Origin of the sequence: Vibrio kasasachensis (genome assembly GCF_050337565.1) — a bacterium.
Classification (GTDB): Bacteria; Pseudomonadota; Gammaproteobacteria; order Enterobacterales; family Vibrionaceae; genus Vibrio; species Vibrio kasasachensis.
In genome coordinates this window covers 80,826-102,791 of sequence record NZ_JAKJTB010000020.1, presented here as the reverse complement: position 1 = coordinate 102,791, position 21,966 = coordinate 80,826, and the positions used below count along the sequence as shown (strand labels likewise).

The 21,966-nt window shown below is 43.3% G+C and carries 23 protein-coding genes; 3 read left to right on the top strand and 20 right to left on the bottom strand.

What is annotated here, in order from left to right:
- Nucleotides 1–14 precede the first annotated feature (14 nt).
- From fliE to nrfB, 19 genes are all read right to left on the bottom strand, one after another.
- Nucleotides 15–326, bottom strand: coding sequence for a flagellar hook-basal body complex protein FliE (gene fliE, locus L4C38_RS16770; protein WP_428798703.1), 312 nt, complete (start codon nucleotides 324–326; stop codon nucleotides 15–17).
- Nucleotides 327–424: 98 nt separating this feature from the next.
- Nucleotides 425–1,831, bottom strand: a complete 1,407-nt coding sequence (locus tag L4C38_RS16765) for a sigma-54-dependent transcriptional regulator (protein WP_428798702.1) — start codon at nucleotides 1,829–1,831, stop codon at nucleotides 425–427.
- 1 nt (nucleotide 1,832) lies between these two features.
- On the bottom strand, nucleotides 1,833–2,867 hold the full coding sequence (locus L4C38_RS16760) for a sensor histidine kinase (RefSeq protein WP_428798701.1): 1,035 nt from the start codon (nucleotides 2,865–2,867) through the stop codon (nucleotides 1,833–1,835).
- A gap of 134 nt (nucleotides 2,868–3,001) precedes the next feature.
- Nucleotides 3,002–4,468, bottom strand: a complete 1,467-nt coding sequence (locus L4C38_RS16755; protein ID WP_428798700.1) for a sigma-54 dependent transcriptional regulator — start codon at nucleotides 4,466–4,468, stop codon at nucleotides 3,002–3,004.
- Nucleotides 4,469–4,726: 258 nt separating this feature from the next.
- Entirely contained in the window at nucleotides 4,727–5,137 is a 411-nt protein-coding gene (fliS, locus tag L4C38_RS16750) for a flagellar export chaperone FliS (protein WP_428798699.1), read from the bottom strand.
- A gap of 12 nt (nucleotides 5,138–5,149) precedes the next feature.
- The gene (gene fliT, locus L4C38_RS16745) at nucleotides 5,150–5,473 is read right to left on the bottom strand and encodes a flagellar protein FliT (RefSeq protein WP_428798698.1); all 324 of its coding nucleotides are present in this window, start codon (nucleotides 5,471–5,473) and stop codon (nucleotides 5,150–5,152) included.
- Complete coding sequence (fliD, locus tag L4C38_RS16740) at nucleotides 5,457–7,496, bottom strand: flagellar filament capping protein FliD (protein ID WP_428798697.1); 2,040 nt, start codon at nucleotides 7,494–7,496, stop codon at nucleotides 5,457–5,459. The genes fliT and fliD overlap by 17 nt, the downstream gene beginning before the upstream one ends.
- A 21-nt stretch (nucleotides 7,497–7,517) precedes the next feature.
- The gene (flaG, locus tag L4C38_RS16735) at nucleotides 7,518–7,946 is read right to left on the bottom strand and encodes a flagellar protein FlaG (protein ID WP_428798696.1); all 429 of its coding nucleotides are present in this window, start codon (nucleotides 7,944–7,946) and stop codon (nucleotides 7,518–7,520) included.
- 76 nt (nucleotides 7,947–8,022) lie between these two features.
- Nucleotides 8,023–9,156 carry a flagellin gene (locus L4C38_RS16730; protein ID WP_428798695.1) on the bottom strand — a complete coding sequence of 378 codons (1,134 nt, stop codon included), beginning with the start codon at nucleotides 9,154–9,156 and terminating at the stop codon, nucleotides 8,023–8,025.
- A gap of 246 nt (nucleotides 9,157–9,402) precedes the next feature.
- Nucleotides 9,403–10,533, bottom strand: coding sequence for a flagellin (locus tag L4C38_RS16725; RefSeq protein ID WP_428798694.1), 1,131 nt, complete (start codon nucleotides 10,531–10,533; stop codon nucleotides 9,403–9,405).
- 243 nt (nucleotides 10,534–10,776) lie between these two features.
- The gene (locus L4C38_RS16720) at nucleotides 10,777–11,910 is read right to left on the bottom strand and encodes a flagellin (protein ID WP_428798693.1); all 1,134 of its coding nucleotides are present in this window, start codon (nucleotides 11,908–11,910) and stop codon (nucleotides 10,777–10,779) included.
- A 122-nt stretch (nucleotides 11,911–12,032) separates the two neighbouring features.
- Nucleotides 12,033–12,935 carry a Dyp-type peroxidase gene (locus L4C38_RS16715; protein ID WP_428798692.1) on the bottom strand — a complete coding sequence of 301 codons (903 nt, stop codon included), beginning with the start codon at nucleotides 12,933–12,935 and terminating at the stop codon, nucleotides 12,033–12,035.
- A gap of 47 nt (nucleotides 12,936–12,982) precedes the next feature.
- Nucleotides 12,983–13,447, bottom strand: coding sequence for a DUF2919 domain-containing protein (locus L4C38_RS16710; protein WP_428798691.1), 465 nt, complete (start codon nucleotides 13,445–13,447; stop codon nucleotides 12,983–12,985).
- Nucleotides 13,448–13,557: 110 nt separating this feature from the next.
- Entirely contained in the window at nucleotides 13,558–13,992 is a 435-nt protein-coding gene (locus L4C38_RS16705; RefSeq protein WP_428798690.1) for a cytochrome c-type biogenesis protein CcmH, read from the bottom strand.
- 4 nt (nucleotides 13,993–13,996) lie between these two features.
- Nucleotides 13,997–14,527: a DsbE family thiol:disulfide interchange protein gene (locus tag L4C38_RS16700; protein WP_428798689.1), complete on the bottom strand. Its 531-nt coding sequence runs from the start codon at nucleotides 14,525–14,527 to the stop codon at nucleotides 13,997–13,999.
- The gene (locus L4C38_RS16695) at nucleotides 14,508–16,403 is read right to left on the bottom strand and encodes a heme lyase CcmF/NrfE family subunit (protein ID WP_428798688.1); all 1,896 of its coding nucleotides are present in this window, start codon (nucleotides 16,401–16,403) and stop codon (nucleotides 14,508–14,510) included. The genes L4C38_RS16700 and L4C38_RS16695 overlap by 20 nt, the downstream gene beginning before the upstream one ends.
- Before the next feature lie 2 nt (nucleotides 16,404–16,405).
- Nucleotides 16,406–17,377 carry a cytochrome c nitrite reductase subunit NrfD gene (nrfD, locus tag L4C38_RS16690; RefSeq protein WP_428798687.1) on the bottom strand — a complete coding sequence of 324 codons (972 nt, stop codon included), beginning with the start codon at nucleotides 17,375–17,377 and terminating at the stop codon, nucleotides 16,406–16,408.
- Entirely contained in the window at nucleotides 17,377–18,066 is a 690-nt protein-coding gene (nrfC, locus tag L4C38_RS16685) for a cytochrome c nitrite reductase Fe-S protein (RefSeq protein ID WP_428798686.1), read from the bottom strand. Before nrfC ends, nrfD begins: the two co-directional genes overlap by 1 nt.
- Nucleotide 18,067: 1 nt before the next feature.
- Nucleotides 18,068–18,655 carry a cytochrome c nitrite reductase pentaheme subunit gene (gene nrfB, locus L4C38_RS16680; RefSeq protein ID WP_428798685.1) on the bottom strand — a complete coding sequence of 196 codons (588 nt, stop codon included), beginning with the start codon at nucleotides 18,653–18,655 and terminating at the stop codon, nucleotides 18,068–18,070.
- A gap of 475 nt (nucleotides 18,656–19,130) precedes the next feature.
- Between nrfB and nrfA the strand changes: the two genes are divergently transcribed.
- Complete coding sequence (nrfA, locus tag L4C38_RS16675) at nucleotides 19,131–20,558, top strand: ammonia-forming nitrite reductase cytochrome c552 subunit (protein ID WP_428798684.1); 1,428 nt, start codon at nucleotides 19,131–19,133, stop codon at nucleotides 20,556–20,558.
- A 101-nt stretch (nucleotides 20,559–20,659) separates the two neighbouring features.
- Here nrfA and L4C38_RS16670 read toward each other — a convergent pair whose 3' ends face one another.
- Nucleotides 20,660–21,199, bottom strand: a complete 540-nt coding sequence (locus L4C38_RS16670; protein ID WP_428798683.1) for a TPR domain-containing protein — start codon at nucleotides 21,197–21,199, stop codon at nucleotides 20,660–20,662.
- 90 nt (nucleotides 21,200–21,289) lie between these two features.
- On the opposite strand from L4C38_RS16670, the gene L4C38_RS16665 reads away from it, so the two are divergent.
- Together L4C38_RS16665 and L4C38_RS16660 are read left to right on the top strand one after the other, a co-directional pair.
- On the top strand, nucleotides 21,290–21,637 hold the full coding sequence (locus L4C38_RS16665) for a DUF2956 domain-containing protein (RefSeq protein WP_428798682.1): 348 nt from the start codon (nucleotides 21,290–21,292) through the stop codon (nucleotides 21,635–21,637).
- Entirely contained in the window at nucleotides 21,618–21,962 is a 345-nt protein-coding gene (locus tag L4C38_RS16660; protein WP_428798681.1) for a DUF4156 domain-containing protein, read from the top strand. The genes L4C38_RS16665 and L4C38_RS16660 overlap by 20 nt, the downstream gene beginning before the upstream one ends.
- Nucleotides 21,963–21,966 lie beyond the last annotated feature (4 nt).

The window sequence follows — 21,966 nt, the reverse complement described above, 5'->3', positions numbered from 1 at the left end:
TGACGATACCTAAATTATACTGGCATATTCATTAATTGTTTATACGAATCTACGAGCTTATTTCGTACCTGAATTGTAGCCTCAAACGCGACACTCGATTTGTTACGGGCGATCATCACATCTGACAATGAAACATTCTCATCACCACGATCAAAACGAGTTTGAAGGTCACTGGAAGTCTTTGCAAGGCTATTGACGTTATTGATGGCATTGTTCAATAGGTCTTTAAAATCGGCACCCACTACTTGACCGGTTGCGGCTGGTTTTGTGCTGGCAGCTTCCAACATCATCACCTGCATTTCGTTATTAAAGCCATCAATTCTCATTATTACCTCAGAAGTCAATTCTTTGACTGCCAATTTCGTTATTTTACTGACACTGCAAGCGCTATGCCATCAAGTTATTAACTTACGAAAATAGCACGTTAGTTTGGAATATCAATCCCCGAATCGCGCATTTTTGCGAGCTTGTAGCGTAAAGTTCGTGGGCTAATACCAAGCTTCTCCGCCATTTCTTTACGGCGACCTGCGCACTCAACTAAAGTGTCAAGGATGATAGCATACTCTTGATCCCTAAGTTCATTTCCAAGACCAGAATGGCTAACTAAACCGTTAAGTGCCTCGACTTCGGCAATCGGTCTAATTGTAGGCGCGATAACAGCACTATTTTCAACCACTCGTTGTAAGCTACTTGCATCTTGCCAATCTAATCCTTCGAGTAAGATATGCTCACCGCCAATATGACCATTTTCACTCAGGATCAACGCACGCTGAATGACATTATCCAGCTCGCGAACATTACCCGGCCATGAGTAAATCAATAGTTTGTTGAGCGCATCTTGATTGAGGGTTGGCACTGCGATCCCTTGTTTCTGACAATGGCGCTCGACAAGATGCTTGGCAAGAGGTTCAATGTCGTCTTGACGTTCGCACAAAGCAGGCCAAGTAATTGGGAATACATTCAGACGATAGTATAAATCTTCACGGAAATTGCCTTCTTGTACGTATTGCTTAAGATCTCGGTTACTGGTTGCCAATACACGTACATCAAGCTTGATGCTCTTACGGCTACCAAGGCGTTCCACTTCACGCTCTTGAAGAACACGTAGTAATTTTGCTTGTAAGCTAAGTTCCATCTCACTAATTTCATCGAGTAAAATGGTTCCGCCTTGTGCTTGCTCAAATTTACCAGGACACGCTTGTACCGCTCCGGTAAACGCACCTTTTTCATAGCCGAATAAAGTTGCTTCTAGCATATTGTCGGGAATAGCAGCGCAGTTGATAGCGACAAATGGTCCATCTTTGCGATTCGACGCGTTGTGAATATAACGCGACATTACTTCTTTTCCGGAACCGCTCGGTCCCAACACCATCACGTTCGCATCCGTTTTGGCAACTTTTTCGGCCAAAATCAACAACTTCAAGCTTTTCTCATCTGCAACAATCGCATCACCATTATCATCCGACCTCACTGGTGCATAACGACTCACCATGTTCAATAGAACTTCAGGGGCGAAAGGTTTCGCCATATAGTCAATTGCGCCATCTTTCATGGCTGATACCGCATCTTCAATGTTGGCGTATGCCGTCATCAATAATACTGGTAGATTCGGCCAATGCTGTTTGATATTACGCAGCAAAGCTAGCCCCCCCATACCGCCCATTTGCACATCAGAGACGACGATATCAACGGCATTCGATTTTAGCTTAACTAGCGCGTCTTCCGCACTATCAGCCTCTAGCCATTCGTAGCCAGCTAGAGCTAAGGTGTCTACGAGCGCTTCTCGTAAACCTTCGTCATCCTCTACGATAAGTACCTTGCTTTGAGCCATGTTATTCTCCAGTCGTGACTGATTGGGCTAGAGGTTGATTGCGCTCCAACGGAATACAAACCGTAAAACAAGCACCTTCACCCTCTTCTGAAATAAGTTCGAGCCTTCCATCATGTGCGCGGCACACCATTTGTACTACCGCTAACCCCAAACCCGTACCTTGAGAGCGAGTGGTGAAGAAAGGTTCCATAATTTTATGTTGTAGCTCTTGAGGCACTCCCGGTCCGCTATCTTGTACCGAGATTTTTAGTTCATCATTCACAGGGCGGAAAAATACGTCAAGTTGCGATTCTTTGCCTGCTATTTGGATTGCATTCATGACAAGATTGCTCAGTGCCGAAGCGATAGCGTTCGCGTTACCCATTAATCGCGTTGACTCATCTTCCACTTCTAGGCAGTAATCAATCGTATTATTTTTAAGGGCACTTTCTACCATCGGAGAAAACTCTGTTACTAAATCGGCAATGGTGAACGGTTTCACTACTTTATTATCACCGCCTTTAGCAAACAACAGCATGTCATTTACCTGTTTTTCAAGGTCTTGCAATCTATCAAGTAACTTGGTTTGAAAACGGTCTTTAGTTGCAGGGGGTAAATTCGGCGCACTTAAATTCGCAGCGTATAGCATCGCGCTCGACAATGGCGTTCGAACTTGGTGCGCAAGCGACGCCACCATGCGTCCTAGCGACGACAAACGTTGTAAGTCACTAATACGTGACTGCAATAAACGTGTTTCAGTTAGGTCAGTGATCAGAATCAGTTGCCCAGTCGTCGATGCAGAGATAGCAAGGCGTACTTTACGTCCATTACGCAATGAAATTTCATGCCCATCGTCATCACGCGGTGCAAATGCCCATTGGATCACTTCAAACCATTTATGCCCCACTAAAGGCACTTCCAGTAAACGCTCAGCTTCAGGGTTCGTTTCCCTTACCACACCTTGAGTATCCAACAAGATAACGCCTGCAGGCATAACATCAAGAACTTGTTTATAACGTTGTACTTGTTCTTCTAAAGATCCTAAATGGTTATCCATTGGTTGACCAACTTACTCGTCGTTAATTTGCCTTAAATACTACAATGGCTTGGAATGCAAAAAGCAAGCCAAGCCATTTATCATTATAATACAACAAGTTAACATATGGTCAATTTTTTGACCATGTTTAGTAGCTATCGCTGCAAGTTATATTTACGCATCTTTTCTACCAATGTTGTACGCCGCATACCCAGCATATCAGCCGCCCTTGCGACAATGCCACCTTGTGCATCAAGCGCTTGATTGATCATGGTAACCTCGAGATCCGCTAACATCTCTTTTAAGTTTACGCCTTCCGGTGGTAGTGCTTGTGGCGCATTGTCACCAGCGGCGAAAATGTCTAGGTGATCGGCACTGAAATCATCAGAGAAGATATCCTGCAATACATCTCGTTCCTGTTCTTCGATTGAAGCGGTGGAGTTGTACTCTGGTTGAAACTCAGGTATATCACTATAACGATATTTCGTTGGTAAATGGTTCACGTCAACCAAGCTATTCGGATAAAGAATAATCATGCGTTCGACCAAATTAGCTAGCTCACGTACATTACCTGGCCAATCGTGTTCCATTAAAGAATTGATCGCTCGTGGCATGAAGCAAATTGGCTGTGAACCTTCAGCTTCCATTCGCGTCATCAACTCTTGAAGCAACAGTGGGATGTCTTCTTTACGATCACGCAACGCAGGCATCTCAATTGGAAATACATTCAGGCGATAGTAGAGATCTTCTCTAAACGAACTGTCGTTTATCATTGTTTCTAAGTTGCGGTGTGTTGCTGCAATCACTCGCACGTTAGCTCGAATAGTATTATTTCCACCCACACGTTCAAAACAACGCTCTTGTAATACTCGAAGCAGTTTGACTTGCATCGGCATTGGCATATCACCGATTTCATCGAGAAACAGGGTGCCGCCTTCAGCTAATTCAAAACGCCCTTTACGTGAGGTAATCGCACCAGTAAATGCACCTTTCTCATGACCAAACAGTTCACTTTCTAATAAATCTGGTGGGATTGCACCACAATTGATTGGCACAAACGGACCACTTCGACGTGCGGAATGGTAGTGAATATTGCGCGCGACCACTTCTTTGCCTGTACCCGATTCACCGAGAATAAGTACGTTCGCTTCTGTTGATGAAACTTGCTCAATAAGATGGCGAACGTCTTTAATACCATGGCTCTGACCGACTAAACTACGGAACAAGGTGTTCTTTCGAGCCGACGTGACGACATTGACACCTTTGCGCCCCAGAAAATCTCGGCAATGGCGTAATGCTTCGCTAAGCTGAGGGTAATTTAGTGGGTAAGCGAGATCACCAACGTAGTTGGTTAGATCCTCGGCGAAAGGAAACTGTGAATTGGTAATTAAAAGTGGAATATGGCTTGCGCGTGAAAGTCGCTCATTCAATTTCGTCGCGTCTTCAATCTTGCCGATCGAACCGACAATACAACCAGACCAGATACCGGAAAGATCTAACGAGTCGAGTTGTTCAACATTGACTACTTCACACTGCTCTCCAACAAAATCTAAAATAGAAGTTAGATTAGTTTGTGCTTGAGCGTCGTCTTCAATGACAAGTAATTTTGCTAAGCCTTGCATAGATGAGAATGATTGCCTTGTTAATACTTGGAGTTGCTAGAAATAAAATATGAAAATCAATCTCTTAGTTCGAGTAATTTTCAATCGATATTCACAGTATGACTTTAAGCAACTGAAATTGGCCACTAGGGATAGTTAGTGGCGTCTATTCTATTTGATTAAAAAAATAAGGCAACTAGGCAATTATGTGGTGTGATGTTCACCCAAGGCTATTGTTTCTAACTATCTAATTTAACTTGCAAAACATTAACAATATTTTTACACGCCTACATCTTTAGCTGTAAGGTTATGAAACTCAGCTGGGATCTGATCCCAAGCCGATTTTATCTCTCGAATAATGTCTATTACGTCATCTATCAACTGAGGGTCATTTTTGTGGTTGGCCGCAGTTACTTGTGTAATCATAAATTCGTATAATTGATCAAGATTTTGAGCAATATCAGCACCATCATCCATCGATAGACAACTGCGTAAACTGATAATAATGTCCAAAGCTTTACCCAAGCGCTCACCTTTTACAGGAATATTGCCTTGCTGCATCGCCGCTTTGCCCTGAATCAATCGCTCAATAGCACCTGCCATTAGCATTTGCACTATTTTATGCGGGGAGGCCGCACTGAGCTGGCTATCTACTGATACCTTCTTGTAAGCCTGTAACGAACCACGCATAACATTCCTCTTTTATAAAAACTTTTTGTATTGCTGAACAGACTTGTTGCCATGTCGAAATTTATGTAAAGATTGACCGACCAACTTAGTTTTCTCTTGCATTAATATCAGAACTTTTTGGGTCTGATTGATTGCCGATTGCCACCGCTCAGTTTGAGCTAATTGAGGCGACTCGTCTATCATGTGCAAAAGACTCAGCAATAATTGTTCCCTTTTATCGACCAACTCTCCAATTTCTTCAGCATTAATGTCGCCCGATGAAAGCTCTTTATTAATAATGAGATCTACATCACTCAAAATGGTCAATTTTGTATAAAAATCATCCTCCAAGCGCATTCATCATTCCCGCTAATTGCTGTTGCATTTTGCTTGTCGAATCTTGCATTGCCGTAAATTTGGCATGCGTACGTTTCTCTAAACCATCCATTCTTCTATCCAAGCTTCGTTGATCATCTTGAATGCGGTAATTTCGTTCGACCAAACCTTGTTCACGGGTACGAAGTGATCCCTGTACGCCGGTAATACCATGAATGGCATCTTCAACTTTTTTGGCAAAACCTTGGTTGCCACCAAAGAAATCCTCAAGCTTATTGAAGTTGTTATTAAGCTGCCTGTTAAGCATTTCATCATTAATTTCAAGCGAACCTTGACGCGTTGTCGTTATACCAAATTCAGTCAGAGTTTTTAGATCTTCCGGGGCGGGCTCTACCGTTGCGGAAAATACCGCTTTTAGTCTTGAATCTGCACTTCGCACGACACTATCACCGGCGAGTGGACCTCTTTGTCCTGAAACTGGATCAACACTGGCTAAGTCTTTCGACAGCTGATGAAACTGATTATAGGCAGCGACAAATTGTTCAATATCTTCACGTACACCCTGTCGGTTATACTCAATGTCAATTTCTGACGCTTGTTTACCGGGCTGTGTGCGCCCTTTCAAGGTTAAGTCAACGCCATCAATCGCATCTTCAATGATATTGTTGTTGCTCGACAACTGCGCGACGCCATCAAGCAACACTTTTGAATTTTGTGCGGCTTGCACTTGGCTCATACCGCTATATGTGTCAAACGATGACTGGGCAGCTTTAAGGTCTCGCTGGGCGCTCTCAATACGCTGTATATATTCTCGTTGCTCCACTGGCAGTAAATCCAGTTTCGCCTGCCTCGCTTCAGCGCTGTTTAAATTGCCCGCAGCTAATGCTGCATCAATCTGGTCGATTTCATCTTTATTAGCCGCTTCAATTACAGCTTGTTCTGCCGCCAGCTTTTTTTCCAATGCTAACTGCGCTTCTTTGGGGGTGACATAGGAATCTGTCAACGTACCAGAGGCGGTATTGTTCCAACCCGGGACATCACCTGCCTTCTCCAACGCTTTACTGTCTAACTCGGGTTCTGGTTCCCAATAAGAATCAAGCAGTGTGCCTGATGCCGTCTCTGTCCAACCAGGGATGCGGTCTTCCGGTTTGATGTATTTATTCGCAGCTTGTCCCGCACTGGCTGCTGCCGCGAGCGCTTTATCCGAAACAGGATTAGTTGGTGTAACATCTTGGGCTGCATTCGGGTCGACAATCGTTGCCGCTTGTTTGGTTGCATCGGCAATTTCTTGATCTACATTTTTTGCCGCATCAACATTTCGCTGAGCAATACGGTCAGCGACGAGCTGCTCTTGAGGGGTTAACGGATTGAGTAGCTCTTGAGCATTGGCTCGAGCTTTCTCTAAATCGGAAACTCGATGTTCAAGGCTTTTATATTCGAATTGTTTTAAAGGATTGGTCGGATTTTCGGTTTCAACACGCATGCTAACCGCATTGTCTTGACCAGAAAGTTCAGATGCGACGATTAAACGCGGGCCATTTACGTCGTTAATGACCGAAGCGCGCACGCCTGGATTCGTTTTATCGCCATTAATACTACGCACAACATCAGGTAACTTGGAGTGCTCTTTTACATCGACAACAAATGATTTGTTGCCCATTGAAATGCGCAACTTACCAGCACCAAATTTTGCATCTTCAGGAAACACATCGGAGGCAATTTTGTGGCTCTGAGCAAGTTGCAGCACATCAACGGCATAACGACCAGCGATCGCTTCAGTAGTGGCGGTTGCTGACACGACGGCATCATCCGTAGTTTCTACCTTTCTTGCCGCAAACGCCTTCTCTTGGCGAAAACTCGCCATTAAACTTTTCATCGTATCCAGCGACTCTTTGAGTCGACCATAGGCACTGATACTGGAATCAATCTGGTTGAGCTCATTGTTTATACGTTGCTGCTTGGGGGCACGCTCCGCTTCAACAATTTTGCCAACCATGGCATTGATATCCATGCCAGCATTCATCCCAATAGGGCCTAAACTCATTCAATCACCTCAAAAATACGATTACACCTTATCGATCAGCAGTCCCGAAGAATATCGGGCAGTTTGTTCTCTAAGACGTCGCAAAACTTCTAGCATTTCTTCATCTGGTATCTGGCGAATTATTTCACCGGTACTTTCTTCAAAGATCGTCACAACATCTCGTCCAGATTGCTCGTCAATCCGAAACGACAAACCAGTTTTGATAGATGAGATAAAATCATTCATCTGCTCTACCGCTTTCTCGCGCTCTTGCTCTGAAAGTTTCTGCCTTGATTGCATAACTTCCACAGCTTGTTCAACCCCACGAGAGGTCAACTGGTCCATTTCTGATGTCACTACCTTCTTTGAAGGTAAAGAAACACCTTGCGGGTTATCATACTCCGAAGCAATTTTAGTGCCACTTTGTGAGCCATAGGACTGGATGTTCGACGCGTAGGATGGTATTTCCATGACAATCTCCCTTCCACCTCATAGGTAAGTAACCTTAGTATATTTACTTACCTATTCAGCTCGGCATTATTATGCCTTAACCCAAAAGACTCAATGCAGCTGTCGGACTCTGCTTAGCTTGTGCCAACACAGAAGTACTCGCCTGTTGCAGAATTTGCGATTTGGTCATTTGGGTCGTTTCTTTAGCATAATCTGTATCACGAATACGACCACGCGAGGCGTTTACGTTTTCGTTAATATTTTCTAGGTTATTGATCGCATGATCAAAACGGTTTTGGAATGCACCTAGTGAGGCACGTTGGCTATCAACTGACTTAAGCGCACCATCAATAACTGAAACAGCTAACTGAGATCCAGCAATAGAGGTGACATCTACATCAGCAACAGTGACCTCTTTACTCGCAGCGAAACCTAGGTCAGTACCTAGATCACCAGCGATAGTGACATCACCATCCACTTTGTTGTTCGCGGCAAATAACTGCATCTTACCGCCTTCGCCTACTGAAGCTTTAACATCATCACTTTGACCATTAATGTAGGTTGCAAGCTGCTCAATATCATCGCCCGCTTTCGCATTGATGGTTAGAGATTTAGCTTCACCATCAACATCGGTGTAGTCAAGTTTGATATCACTGACAGCCGCATCCACACGCCATTCAGCCGCTTTACCGGTTGTTACAGCATAGGATTTGCCACCCATTTCAGTGGTATCAGAACGCATGTTGCCCATTGTAAGCTGAACGGCTTCACCTGAACTCGAACCAATTTGGAAAGATTGACTGCCAAATTGACCATTCAAGAGCTTGTTACCACCAAAAGATGTGGTCTCTGCAATACGATTGAACTCATCGTTCAGTGCAGTGACTTCTTCTTGAATAGCAACACGTTCTGAACGAGTGTTCGAACCATTTGAAGACTGTAGCGCAAGGTCTCGCATACGTTGCAGAATATTGGTGGACTCATTCATCGCACCTTCCGCTGTTTGCGAGATTGAAATGCCATCGTTCGCATTTCTTACTGCCATATCCAAACCGCGACTTTGAGAAGACAAGCGGTTTGAGATTTGCAGACCCGCTGCATCGTCTTTAGCACTGTTGATTTTGTAGCCAGATGACAAGCGTTCCATCGACTTCTGCATACCATCGGTTGCATTGTTAACGTAGCGCTGTGCTGTCATCGCAGACACATTAGTGTTTACGTTGATCGCCATTATTGATCTCCTTAGGCATAGGGCTATGCATCTCGGTGTCTCTCACCTCACTTCAATGCATATCATTTCTCTCAGCCCTTTAACGGCTAACGAAATATAACCTTTAGAGAAAACTTACTTTTTTTTCCTAATAATATAATTTAATAAAAAAAACGTGAGATTCATCCAAATCTCACATTCAGTTTTTTAAAACGTTACAAAGCAAAAAATCCAGCCGAAGCTGGATTTTTTTATTCGCTCTACAGATTAGCCTAATAGGCTTAATGCTGAGTTTGGCGCTTGTTTTGCTTGAGCCAAAATTGAGCTTGAAGCTTGAGAAAGGATCTGCGATTTAGTCAGTGCAGTCGTTTCTTTTGCGAAGTCAGTATCTTTGATACGGCTCTTAGATGCATTAACGTTTTCGTTAATGTTATCTAGGTTGTTGACTGCGTGTTCAAAGCGGTTTTGGAAAGCACCTAGCTCTGCACGGTGGCTATCAACATATTTAAGCGCTGAATCGATAACAGCAACGGATTCTTGAGAACCACCAACAGTCGTTACATCGATGTTATCTACAGTTTTCGCTACGCCAGCACCCATTGTTAGATCACCAGCAAGTGAACCTGCAAACGTTACGGCACCAGAAACTTTATTGTTATCAGCGAAAACCTGCAATTTACCTTCTTCGTCAACTGATGCTTTTACCATGTCAGTTTGACCATTGATGTAAGTTGCTAGCTCTTCAATATCATCGCCTTCTTTAGCTTCAACTTTAATCGCATGCGCTGTGCCATCAACATCTGTAAGTGCGATATCTAAAACAGCACCTGCACCAACTTCCCAATCAGCAGCTTTAGCGTTAGCTGCAACGTAGCTAGTACCACCCATGCCACTATTGTCACTGCGCATATCATTCAGCGTTAGCATTACTGCTTCACCGTTGTCTGCACCGATCTGCATTGATTTAGTCGTAAACGTACCGTTAAGTAGTTTGTTACCACCGAATGATGTGGTTTCTGCAATACGATTTAATTCATCGTTTAGTGCTGTTACTTCTTCTTGGATTGCACCGCGCTCTGCTTTAGTGTTAGAGCCGTTTGAAGATTGTAACGATAGATCACGCATACGTTGCAGGATATTCGTTGTTTCGTTCATCGCGCCTTCAGCGGTTTGAGCGATAGAGATACCGTCGTTCGCGTTACGTACAGCTACGTCGAGACCGCGGCTTTGTACGTTAAGACGGTTTGAAATTTGTAGACCCGCTGCATCATCTTTCGCGCTGTTGATTTTCGAACCAGATGCCAGACGTTCCATTGAAGTCTGTTGTGAGCTAGTCGCTTGATTTAGGTAGCGCTGAGCTGTCATTGCTGAAACGTTAGTATTTACATTCACTGCCATGGTGTTTTCTCCAATTGATTTTTTGATGTTTCAGGTTTCCGACGTCTCGCAAAACCAAATAGTTCTCTCAAAGTTACTTTTATTAACGGCGTATACCTGCAAACCTTTAGGAAAAAAGTGAGTTTTTTTTGATATAAATGTGTTTAGAAGAAATAGTGTGACCAAATGGATAAAAGAGAGAAAAAGTAAAATATTTTGCTAAAGCTATTTATTTACTGGTCGATACAATTCTCTTTTTTGAGACTAGCCAAGTAGCGTTATAGCAAGATTAGGTTGTTGCTTGGCTTGAGCAAGGATAGAGGTACTCACTTGCTGTAGGATCTGTTGTTTTACCAGTTGCGCGGTTTCTTTGGCGTAGTCTGTATCTTTAATGCGACTATTGGATGCCGCTAAGTTCTCGTTAATGTTACTCAAATTGTTAATGGCGTGACCAAATCGATTTTGCATTGCACCTAATTCAGCACGATGGCTATCGACAAATTCTAAAGCAGTATCAAGTATAGATACTGCTCTTTGCGCACCACCAGCATCTCTTATGTCAATAGCATCAACCGATTCATAGCCACTTAAGCTCATATTAAGTTGATTGGCAAGATCACCCGAAAAGCTAATCGTCCCCGCAGTTTCCTTACCAGCCATATAAACTTGTAGCTGTCCCTCTTCATTCACAGAAGCTGAAATTTTGTCCGTCTGCCCGTTTATATAAGTCGCAAGTTGTTCAATATCATCGCCTTCTTTGGCCTTAATTTTGATACTTTCTAACTTACCTTGAGCGTTGGTATAAGACATATTTAGCTGTTGCGACCCGCTACCAACCACCCAATTAGACGCAGTCTTTGTTGATGCTATATAACTGAAACCACCCATTTCTAACGTATCAGTACGCATATTATTGAGTGTAATATTTACCGCTTCACCCGAGCCGGAACCAATTTGAAAAGCAGCATCTTTGAATGAACCATTGAGCAATTTTTGACCACCGAAAGAGGTGGTTTCGGATATTCTATTTAATTCATCATTCAAAGCGCCCATTTCTTCTTGTAAGGCTTGCCTCTCTGAAGAACTATTCGCACCATTAGTTGACTGCAATGATAGGTCTCGCATACGTTGCAAGATATTGGTGGACTCTTTCATTGCCCCTTCTGCGGTCTGCATAATGGAAATTCCATCATTTGCATTGCGCATAGCAACATTAAGACCACTCATTTGAGTCTCAAGTCGATTGGAAATCTGCAAGCCAGCAGCATCATCTTTAGCACTATTAATACGACTCCCTGAAGCGAGCCGCTCCAAAGATTGATTCAGCAGATTGGTCGCATTGCCTAAGTGGCGCTGCGCAATCATTGCTGAGACATTGGTATTAACCGTGATCGTCATAAAATTTGTGCCTTTAAGTCGTTACTTCTTTATCGGCAACAGCTAGAGAACTTTAAATATTTTTGACATAGAAAAACAAAAACCGAGCATCCATGTGCTCGGCTCGTTCACTAACAGTAACGCTATTTCAACGCTAGACTCTGTAGCATCTCACTGCTTGGGGCAAAGAAATATGCTCCCGTAACGGCGTGGGTAAAACGCAACATCTGATCGGTTTTGCCATCTGTCACACCATACATGCTTTCAAGCATTGTTTTAAAATTGTGTAGCTTATTGCAGTAAGCGATAAACAGTAAACCATGCTCACCGCTCACTGTGCCATACGGCAAGCTATGGCGAACAATCTTCAGACCTTTGCCTTCTTCTTTAATATCAACACGACCAACGTGCGATGCTGCTGGTACATCTTCTAATTCAATTGAATCCGGCTTAGTACGACCAATCACTTTCTCTTGCGCTGCCACATTTAAGCGATTCCATGCGGGTAGATCATGAATGAAGCGTTGCACCATCACATAACTACCACCAACAAAATCACCCTCAGGAATAATCGCAACTTCTTGGCGGGCTGCTTCTTTTGGATTCTCAGTACCGTCAATGAACATCGTCATATCACGAGCATCTAAGTAACGGAAGCCTGCTGTTTCATCAACAACAGTAACGTCATCTGCAATCTCGGCTAACAGCTTACGCATCACATAGAAATGTAAATCATGACGATTTGAGTGAAGGTGAATTAGCACATCAACATCAGTCGTCGGCGCGACAATTTCGCCTTCCCCTAGTTGAGGAAACTCAATCAACTCAGCTGGCATTATTTGATTTAGCTGGCTCCAAAAACCATACGAGAATGCTATAGATAATGTCAATTTTGCTTCTGGTTGCTGCTGGTTCAATTCAGTAATAAGAGCCGGTAGAGCTTGCAGTTTCACCAACACTTGTTGTGCGTTTTGGCGCACTTTAACCTGTGTGTAATGCGCGAACGGTTCCGCTTCTGGAAGAATAGCCGTTTGAGGGTATGACATTTAATTGCTCCTGATTATTTTAATTTTGCTCAGTGTATTGACTATGATCACTTGCTATCAGTTTCATTGATTTTGAAACAGTCCCTTACCGTTTTACTCTTGTAAACGTAGATGGCGAGCCACAGTAGTACCAACATGATCACGCCATTGGCCCAGCTAAACGCGCCTGATTGCAAATAAACATGATAAATACTTTGTCCCAATTGGCTCACCGTTACCAATAATGTAATAGGTTTCCCCCAAGAGACGATTTTAGCCACCCATCGACGTTCAGGTGAGCGCAAACTGATCAACCACATCAACACAATGCTAGGCAATCCCATCACTAATCCAAGATAAAGCATATCGTGATCAGGATAGACATAGCTCAATATAGTTGATCCACTATCACGGCTTGCTCCTGCGACAACAAATACGACCCATGCTTTCGCTAGCAGCATCCAGCCGAGCCAAAGCCATTTGGGTGCCTGGAGAAAACCATTTTTGTCATATTGTTCTATTGAGTAAAGCACGAGACAGGACTTATTCAGTTACGGAAAATATTGTCGCCACTCTATAACAACTCACTTTGCTTACTGAAGCATTATTTTGCTATCAATTTAGAAAACTTAGTTGTGCGAAACTAGCGGTTGGTATTTCGGCAGTTAATCTGTGTAGCGCTTCGGTAGATAAAAAACAGTAAAGCCAGTATAGGCAGACCCCAAAGTAACGCATTGCGCGCTGAAAATGCAGGGTTATAGCGAACGAATTCTCCATAGCGAGCCGTCATATAATCAATCACCTGCTGCTCACTTTGTCCTTGATCTATCATTTCAAACACAATCAAGCGTAGATCAAGCGCAATGGGTGAATTTGATTCGATTAAGTTTTGATTTTGGCATTGAGGACAACGTAACGACTTGGCAAGTTCAATCGCCTGTTTCTGTAATTCAGGTGAGGCAAACTCAAACAATTCAACCTGTGTTTTTCTCGCATCAGTAGAGTCCACGAAAACTTGCATTGAATCTGCCCATACAAAGGGGGCGATAAAAAACCAGACAACCAACAGCCATCGCATAATGTTAATCCTTTAAGCCAAAGTAACGGGCAAAGAATCTATCCCATGATTTTTCATCTAACTCCCCACTGAATTTAGCGACAACACCTCCTTTGCGATCAATCAAGTAAGTCTCTGGCGTCCCCATCACACCAAGGTCAATCGAAAACTTACCACTCGGATCATAAATAATCTCTTGATAAGGATTACCTAGATCATCGAGATAACTCAAAGCATGGGAACGTTTATCACGGTAATTCAAACCAACAATCGGCACTCCGTGCTTGGCTAATTGATTGAGAAACGAGTGTTCCGATCGACAGATGCCACACCAAGATGCCCAAACATTGACCAGTTGATATTCCTCTCGAAGAAGCGATTCAGGCTTTAATGCTTGCTGCTGCAACAATGTAGTGACTTGTTGTATCGGGAATTGTCGTACCGTTGATTTGACCTCTGCCCCTGATGGTTGCGAATAGACCCCCAGCAATAGCAGCGTAATAAATGCGCCTAAACCAACAATAAACAATGTGATTTTATGCTTGTGCAACAGCATGGTAGCTTTCCTTTGTTCGATAACCCGATATTAACGCAAGTAACGCACCGCATACGGTGATTAAGGCTCCAATCCAAACCCAACTAATATACGCTTTATATTGAATCTTAACCGCGTAGGCACCAGCGCTAACTCTAGGTCCCAACGTCACATAATAGTCACCGTTCCAAGCACTGCGTATTGATGGTTCACTCATATTCATCACGCGCACAGGATAATGACGACGCTCTGGTGTGAGCACAAATAAGGTCTCACCTTGGCTAAACTGCAGCACGCCTTGTTGAGCAGTATAATTACTGCCCACATACCAATTTGTTTCTAGGTAATCAACTTGCCAGTCAGCGATTTTAATTGATGTGCCCGGCGACATTTTTTTATTCATCTCATAAGAGTGTTCTGCATTCATCATCGCCCCGACACAGCTAACTGCGATTCCAATATGAGCCAGTACCATAAAGGTGATTTTACGATGACGTGCCACCCAAAATAGATGACTTATAACAACCCAACTTGCTACGACCCACATAAGCAAGGTAGTAAAACTGACAACATTTACTTGTAAGGTATAAAACAACCCACCCACCAAAGCGCTAACCGTAAACAAAACGCCAACAAAGCGCCATGATGCATTCACCCCAGACTTACTTTTAAAAAACGGCACCATTCCCATTGTCCCGAGAACAAGCACCGTTAAAGGAAGAAACAAGGTATTGAAATATGGGGCTCCCACAGAGATCTGACCAAACCCAAGCATTTGATAAATCATCGGGTAAAACGTTCCAAGCAACACAGTTAAGGTGGCAACAGACAATAGCCCCAACGCTAACAACATTAGGTAACTTCGGCTAAGCAATGATTCTATAGTCCGGCTCTTTATTGAGTCAGCTCGAATAATCAGCAACACAAAACCTGCCGACATTGCGCAAGCAAGAATCAAGAGCAGAGCAATACCTTTATTCGGATCGACAGCAAACGCATGAACTGAAGTCAAAATGCCAGAACGAACAATAAATGTACCTAAAATGCTTAAGCAAAACGTGATGAGTGCAAGAGTCAACGCCCACAATTGCATCTGTTGATTGCGCCTTACTGCCACCATGGCATGCAGTAACGCGGTTCCCGTCAACCAAGGCAGCAAGGAAGCGTTTTCAACCGGGTCCCAAAACCACCAACCGCCCCAACCTAACTCGTTATATGCCCACCAAGAACCAACCAAAACCCCCGCAGTTAAACATAACCATGCAGACTGCGCCCACGGTAAACACATTCTAATCCATTGGTTGCTATAGGTTGGGGTCATTAACGCCGCCAAAGCAAAAGCGAATACGGTGGAAAAACCAATGTAACCCAAATAAAGCAACGGAGGGTGGAAGATTAAACCTACATCTTGCAGCATAGGGTTCAGATCTCGCCCTTGCTCTACTATTGTTTGCGAAAAACTAAATGGATTAGATGCCAAAATAGTAAACCAACCAAACGCTGCAACATACAGCGTCATCACCCACAGAACATCTTGAATAAAACGGCAATCATTGCTCTTTTTCAGTGAAATGAGCGCCGACCATAACGACAAGGTAAATACCCAAAAAAGCATCGAACCTTGATGCCCACCCCATACGGCTGCCACTTTGAAATAGACAGGGAGTGCAATATTGGAATGTGATGCCACATAGTCATATTGAAACTGGTCTTGAACGAACATAACCGCCAATAAAATAAGGCTTAATGTCGCCAATAAGCCATTCAGCCTAGCGATGTTAGATAAAGAGAGTGGTTGAACCAATTTTTGGTACTTCTGCCAAGCGTAATAAACCGCGCTCACTGAACTTGAAACTACAACCCAAATAAGAGCAAAATGCCCCCACTCTCCTACCATTGTTATACCACCGTCATCTGACCTGCATAGAGGATAAAGGTGCGTAACATAAGTACGCCAACCAAACTCAATAACGTTACAACAAAAATATATCCCCCGTTATGACGCGTTTGCTTCGACGTGACACTGTTGAGAACCAAAGGTAAAACCATCCCTATCAGTACCACACCAAACCAGAACCAGTTTGACCAAAAACCACCACCAATGGCATTCCAAGCCGCCAGCTCATTTTGACCACCACTGAAGATCAAACCAGTGAAAAAAGCCACTAACACAAACAGTTCAAACATCACCACAGGGCGTTCAATATAGTGAACCCAAGATACACTCGGACTTGACGCTGGCTCTTTAAACGCCAAGACACCAAACATTAAACAAGCAGCGACCCCAGAAGAGATACTTGAGAAAAGGAACAGAATAGGCAAAACTGGATTATTGAGCATTGGGTAAGTTTTCAATGCCGATAACAAAAATCCAGTATAGGCAGCCAATATAATGGCGAGGAAACCAAGAAATAGCTCAATGGCATTGCTGCTATTTTTTAGCTTAATCAACAGGGCATCAGCCCAATTGAGTAACCCATCTGGTAACTTACCATCAAACCAGTTCATGATCGGCGCTCTAAAGATCATTCCAATCCAAATAAACAACACCACCATATAGACTTGGAATAAAATCACCCCCATCGACATCACTGATGTAGGGTTAAAAAAGACCATTATCTTCCAAAAGGATAGAGGTTTAGTGAGGTGGAAGATAAGAATTGTCAGACCCGATATTATGCCAAATGGCGCAAGCCATGCCATCGCCTTGATGATGCCATTGTTGGCAGGGTCACCTTCAATAACACGGCGCTTAAGATAGAGCGCAATCATTACCGCACCCGCTGACATACCTGCCAAAAAGAGATAAACCGCAATGATCCAGTCCCACACCAGAGAATCAAATTGAAACGCACTCTCAAATCCACTCATTATGATATCTCCCCTTTTTGATGAGGCACTTTGTACAACTTAGGTTTGGTTCCTAACTGTACTTTGTCGCGATATACCACTTTGTTCTCAATCACTTGGTTAACATCGCTGCTTGGGTCGTTTAAATCGCCAAAGATAAGCGCTTTGGTCGGGCACGATTCAACACAAGCCGGTTGCTTACCTTCCGCCAGATTCGTGTCTCGACAGAAGTTACATTTGTCCGCTGAATGATCTTCTGGATTAAAGAAGCGCACTTGATATGGGCATGCAGCTAAACAATAACCACAGCCGACACATTTCTCTTTGTGCACATCAATAATGCCTGTTTGCTCATCTTTATAAGCGGCACCCGTAGGGCAAACGTAGACACAAGGTGGGTTTTCACAATGCTGGCATGACTTGCGAGTAAATCGATAAGACACATCTGGATACTCACCCTGAGGCTCACTACGCAAGATCTCTAAGCGCGACACACCTTCCGGAACCTTGTTAACGTCGCGGCAAGCATCACTACACGCGGTACAGCCGATACATGCAGTCTCATCATGGACCATTCCATAACGTTTTACCTGAGAGGAGGGCTCATCAGCAGCAACTTTCTGACTGCTCAACACAGACAGACCGACACCACCAGTTGTAAAAATGACTGCCCCTGTACCCGTTAAGAAGTTTCGTCTAGAACATTTCATACTACTTCTCCTCCTTCAACTGAGTCATATCAGAGTGGCAGTCGACACACAGTTTAATGCGCCCTTTACGTTCAAGCCCCAACACCTTCGCATCACTTGCGTGAACATCGTGACAATTTGAACAGGTCAAATTCTTAGCATGCACATCATGTGTCCAGCTATATTCACGTAACTTCGGTGGCTGATGGCAATCAGTACATTGACTGTTTGCTTTAAGAATCGCCTCTGGGTCGAGCTGAGTTTTTCCGTGACCAGGCTGAGATTGAGCGCTGCTAAACTTAGTGACCTGAGGCGCACCTTCACGGTGATCAGGACCAATACTGACATGGCAATCGACACAATTTACATCGCGTCCTAGCGACTTAAGCGCTTCATCGCCATGCGAGCCTAATAGCGTTTCTTTGGAGTCCTTGTGACATTGAATACACTTGTAGTCTTTATCACGAGTAAGAGCGACTTCATGACGTGTAGATTGAGGACTAACCTCAACTGCTGACGTATCGGCAACGGCATGAAGAGAATAACCATAGAGACATGATGAGAGGATGAATTTCAGCATCATGACTATGGCCAATTTTATATTGCCCATATTATCCTTTCCTCGTTACCATTCTTATTCCACTCGATATAATTCAAGTAAAATTAAAATGGATAAAATTTAAAATCCTTCAACACATATATAATGTGCCAAACGAAATAAATTCTTATTTTGGAAAAGCCACAACGCTAGTTATTAGTCTACTCGCCTATTTATTCAACAACACCACCTCAATGTTAAAACTAGATCACCATCACCAACTTAGCTGCAAGCCTATAAAATCAATGCGTTAACGATAATGACTCCCATTATCATAACAATATATACCGCTACCACTTTAGGGGTATGCTTAATTATTTATGACTTTGATCACCTATAAAAATTGATCTGAAACAATCAAACTGGAATGGCTAAAAAACAAACGCTTACACTTTATTACACTGTGAATCAGCAACTCCAATTCTTAGTTTGGAATATAGTCAGAACACAACGCTGCTAATAAAAAACAGAATATGGAGATAGCACTGTGGAAAAATCGCACTGGATAAAAACATCCGTTGCAGCATTAGTGATAGTGGCGAGTTCAGTAATAAGTGCCACTAGCATTGCTGCACCTGAAAATAAAGACCTAATCGACCCTCGTAACGACGCATATGAGCAGCAGCACCCTGATCAATACCATTCTTGGAAAGCAACATCTGAAAGCGACAGTTTAGATGACGCACTTGCTGACGACCCAAACATGGTCATTCTTTGGGCGGGCTACGGTTTTGCTAAAGATTATAACAAAGCACGTGGTCACTTTTACGCAATAGACGATGTACGCCAAACGCTGCGCACTGGCGCCCCAACTGATGAAACATCAGGACCAATGCCAATGGCATGTTGGAGCTGTAAAAGCCCAGATGTCGGACGCACGATTGACGAACGAGGCGAAGATGGCTATTTCTCCGGAAAATGGGCACGTTTAGGTGATCAAATCGTCAATCCTATTGGCTGTGCAGACTGCCATGAGACCCGTAGTGACGAGTTTAAAAATGGTGAGCCAGCCTTAGCATTAGCCAAGCCTTACGTTGAAAGAGCATTCAAAGCGATCGACAAACCATTTGAAAAACAATCTCGCTTAGACCAACAAGCTTCGGTATGTGGACAATGTCACGTTGAGTACTACTTCACAGGAGAGAACAAATCAGTGAAGTTCCCATGGGATATGGGCACAACGGTAGAATATATGGAGAAATACTACGACGCGCTTGGATTTAAAGATTGGACTCACAAAGTCTCTAAGGCCCCAATGCTAAAAGCTCAACACCCGGGTTACGAAACTTGGCGTGATGGTATTCATGGCAAAAACAAAGTGGTGTGCGTAGATTGTCACATGCCTAAAGTGACCAAAGAAGATGGCACAGTTTACACCGATCATAAAGTCGGCAACCCGTTTGACCGTTTTGAAGATACCTGTGCAAATTGTCACACTCAGACAAAAGACCAGATGCTTGAAATCGTCAACACTCGTAAAGCACAAGTACTAAACATGAAGCTCACCGCTGAGAAACAAATTGTTGCCGCTCACTTTGAAGCGGGCGCAGCATGGGATGCAGGTGCAACCGAAGAAGAGATGAAAGATATCTTGCAAGATATTCGTCATGCACAGTGGCGTTGGGATTATGCTATCGCATCACATGGCGTCCATATGCACGCACCAGAAGTTGCGCTAGAGGTATTAGGTACTTCAGTAGATAGGGCTGCCGACGCTCGTACTAAGTTGATTCGTTTACTGGCGAAAAAAGGCATTACCGACCCTATTAAACTACCTGACATTTCAACCAAAGCGAATGCTCAAAAAGCGCTCGGTATGGATATGGACAAGATGAATACCGAGAAGAAACACTTCCTAGAAACCGTTGTTCCTGAATGGGATAAAAAAGCAGAGCAGCGTGAAGCAGAATACTAGATAAGCAACATAACCATGAAGCCAGCAATTAAGCTGGCTTCTTTTTTTGTTCTAACTCGGGGGGCTCTGACCTAAGCATCTTTAGGATTCTTGGGGATACACTACTGTGAATTTTGCATTTGTTTGGCTTGATTGAGAGAGTGGATAATTGATACACGATCTAAATCAGTGTTCTCTGATTCAAGCAATTGTGTCCACACAGCCACCGCTTGCGCATAGCGAAGACTAATAAAATGATCACTCGCCATTAAAGTCAGCACAGTAACGTTATCAGGTTCAAGCTGAAGACTCTGCTCAAACAATGCCTTTACTTCATTAGTAATATGCTGATTTCCCAGATAGTAGATTGCCGTTGCTTTAGCTGCTATTTGGCTAGCACTTGGTTTTTCATTGAGTCGAACAGCGTAATCAAAGCAGGTAAATGCCGACTGGAAATCTTGCTGATTCAAATAACCATGCCCAAGTTGAAACCATAAATCAGCTTGATTCGGATCTTGTTTCAATTTGGTTTGAATATCAGACATCTTCTGCTGATGGGTAAATACTCCTCGCTGCAACACATCTAATTCTGGCGGCGTTCCGCGCAATACAAAAAACATCGGAACAGAAAGCAACAGACTCACAATAAGTACTTTTTTCATGAAATGAGCCTCTTGATGGATTGTGCGATTTATAAAGGATTATATCGTGATAGGATAAGGTTATCTTTGATCCCGCAGTACATAAAAACGATGAAAAACAAAGTTGTTCCATCTCAGCAAACACAGCAAGAAGCAATGGCCGTTGCGAAAGCCACACAAAAAACAGGTCAAACTAAAGAACAAACTAAACTGATAGCATTGGGCATTGAAAAAGGCATAGCTGTCTATAAGAAGCAACAAAAAGAAAAATCGCGCCAAGCAGACAAAGCCAAAAAGAAAACGCTCAAAACTAAGCGCGTAGAGCAAGGGAATGATCACGAAGTCAAGCAACAACCGGTTACCGAGACAACACCACCAGCGAAAAACGCTATACTCCCATGGACTCTACTTATCATTAGTTGGATTGGATTCATTATTTATGTCACACAGTCTGCGTAACACCAGCATAGCTTTAATGATTGGGGTACTTTTATCTGGATGCAGTACCCCTGTCACCACACTAGAAGATAAAGCATCTGAAGTGCATGTAAGGTTAGATTATGGATTTAATGCCGACGAATGCGTTTGGCTAGGAGAAGTAACTGGTACCGAAGGACATTGGTATTCTTATTTGTTTTTCACTAATGATGCCATGGTGCAAGGCGCACTGAACGACATAAAAAATCGCGCCAAGAAACTTGGCGCGAATACCGTATTTATGATAGCTCCACAGGATTTTACCACCTCATTTACGGTGGTAGGGAATGCATATAAATGTGGTTGACGAG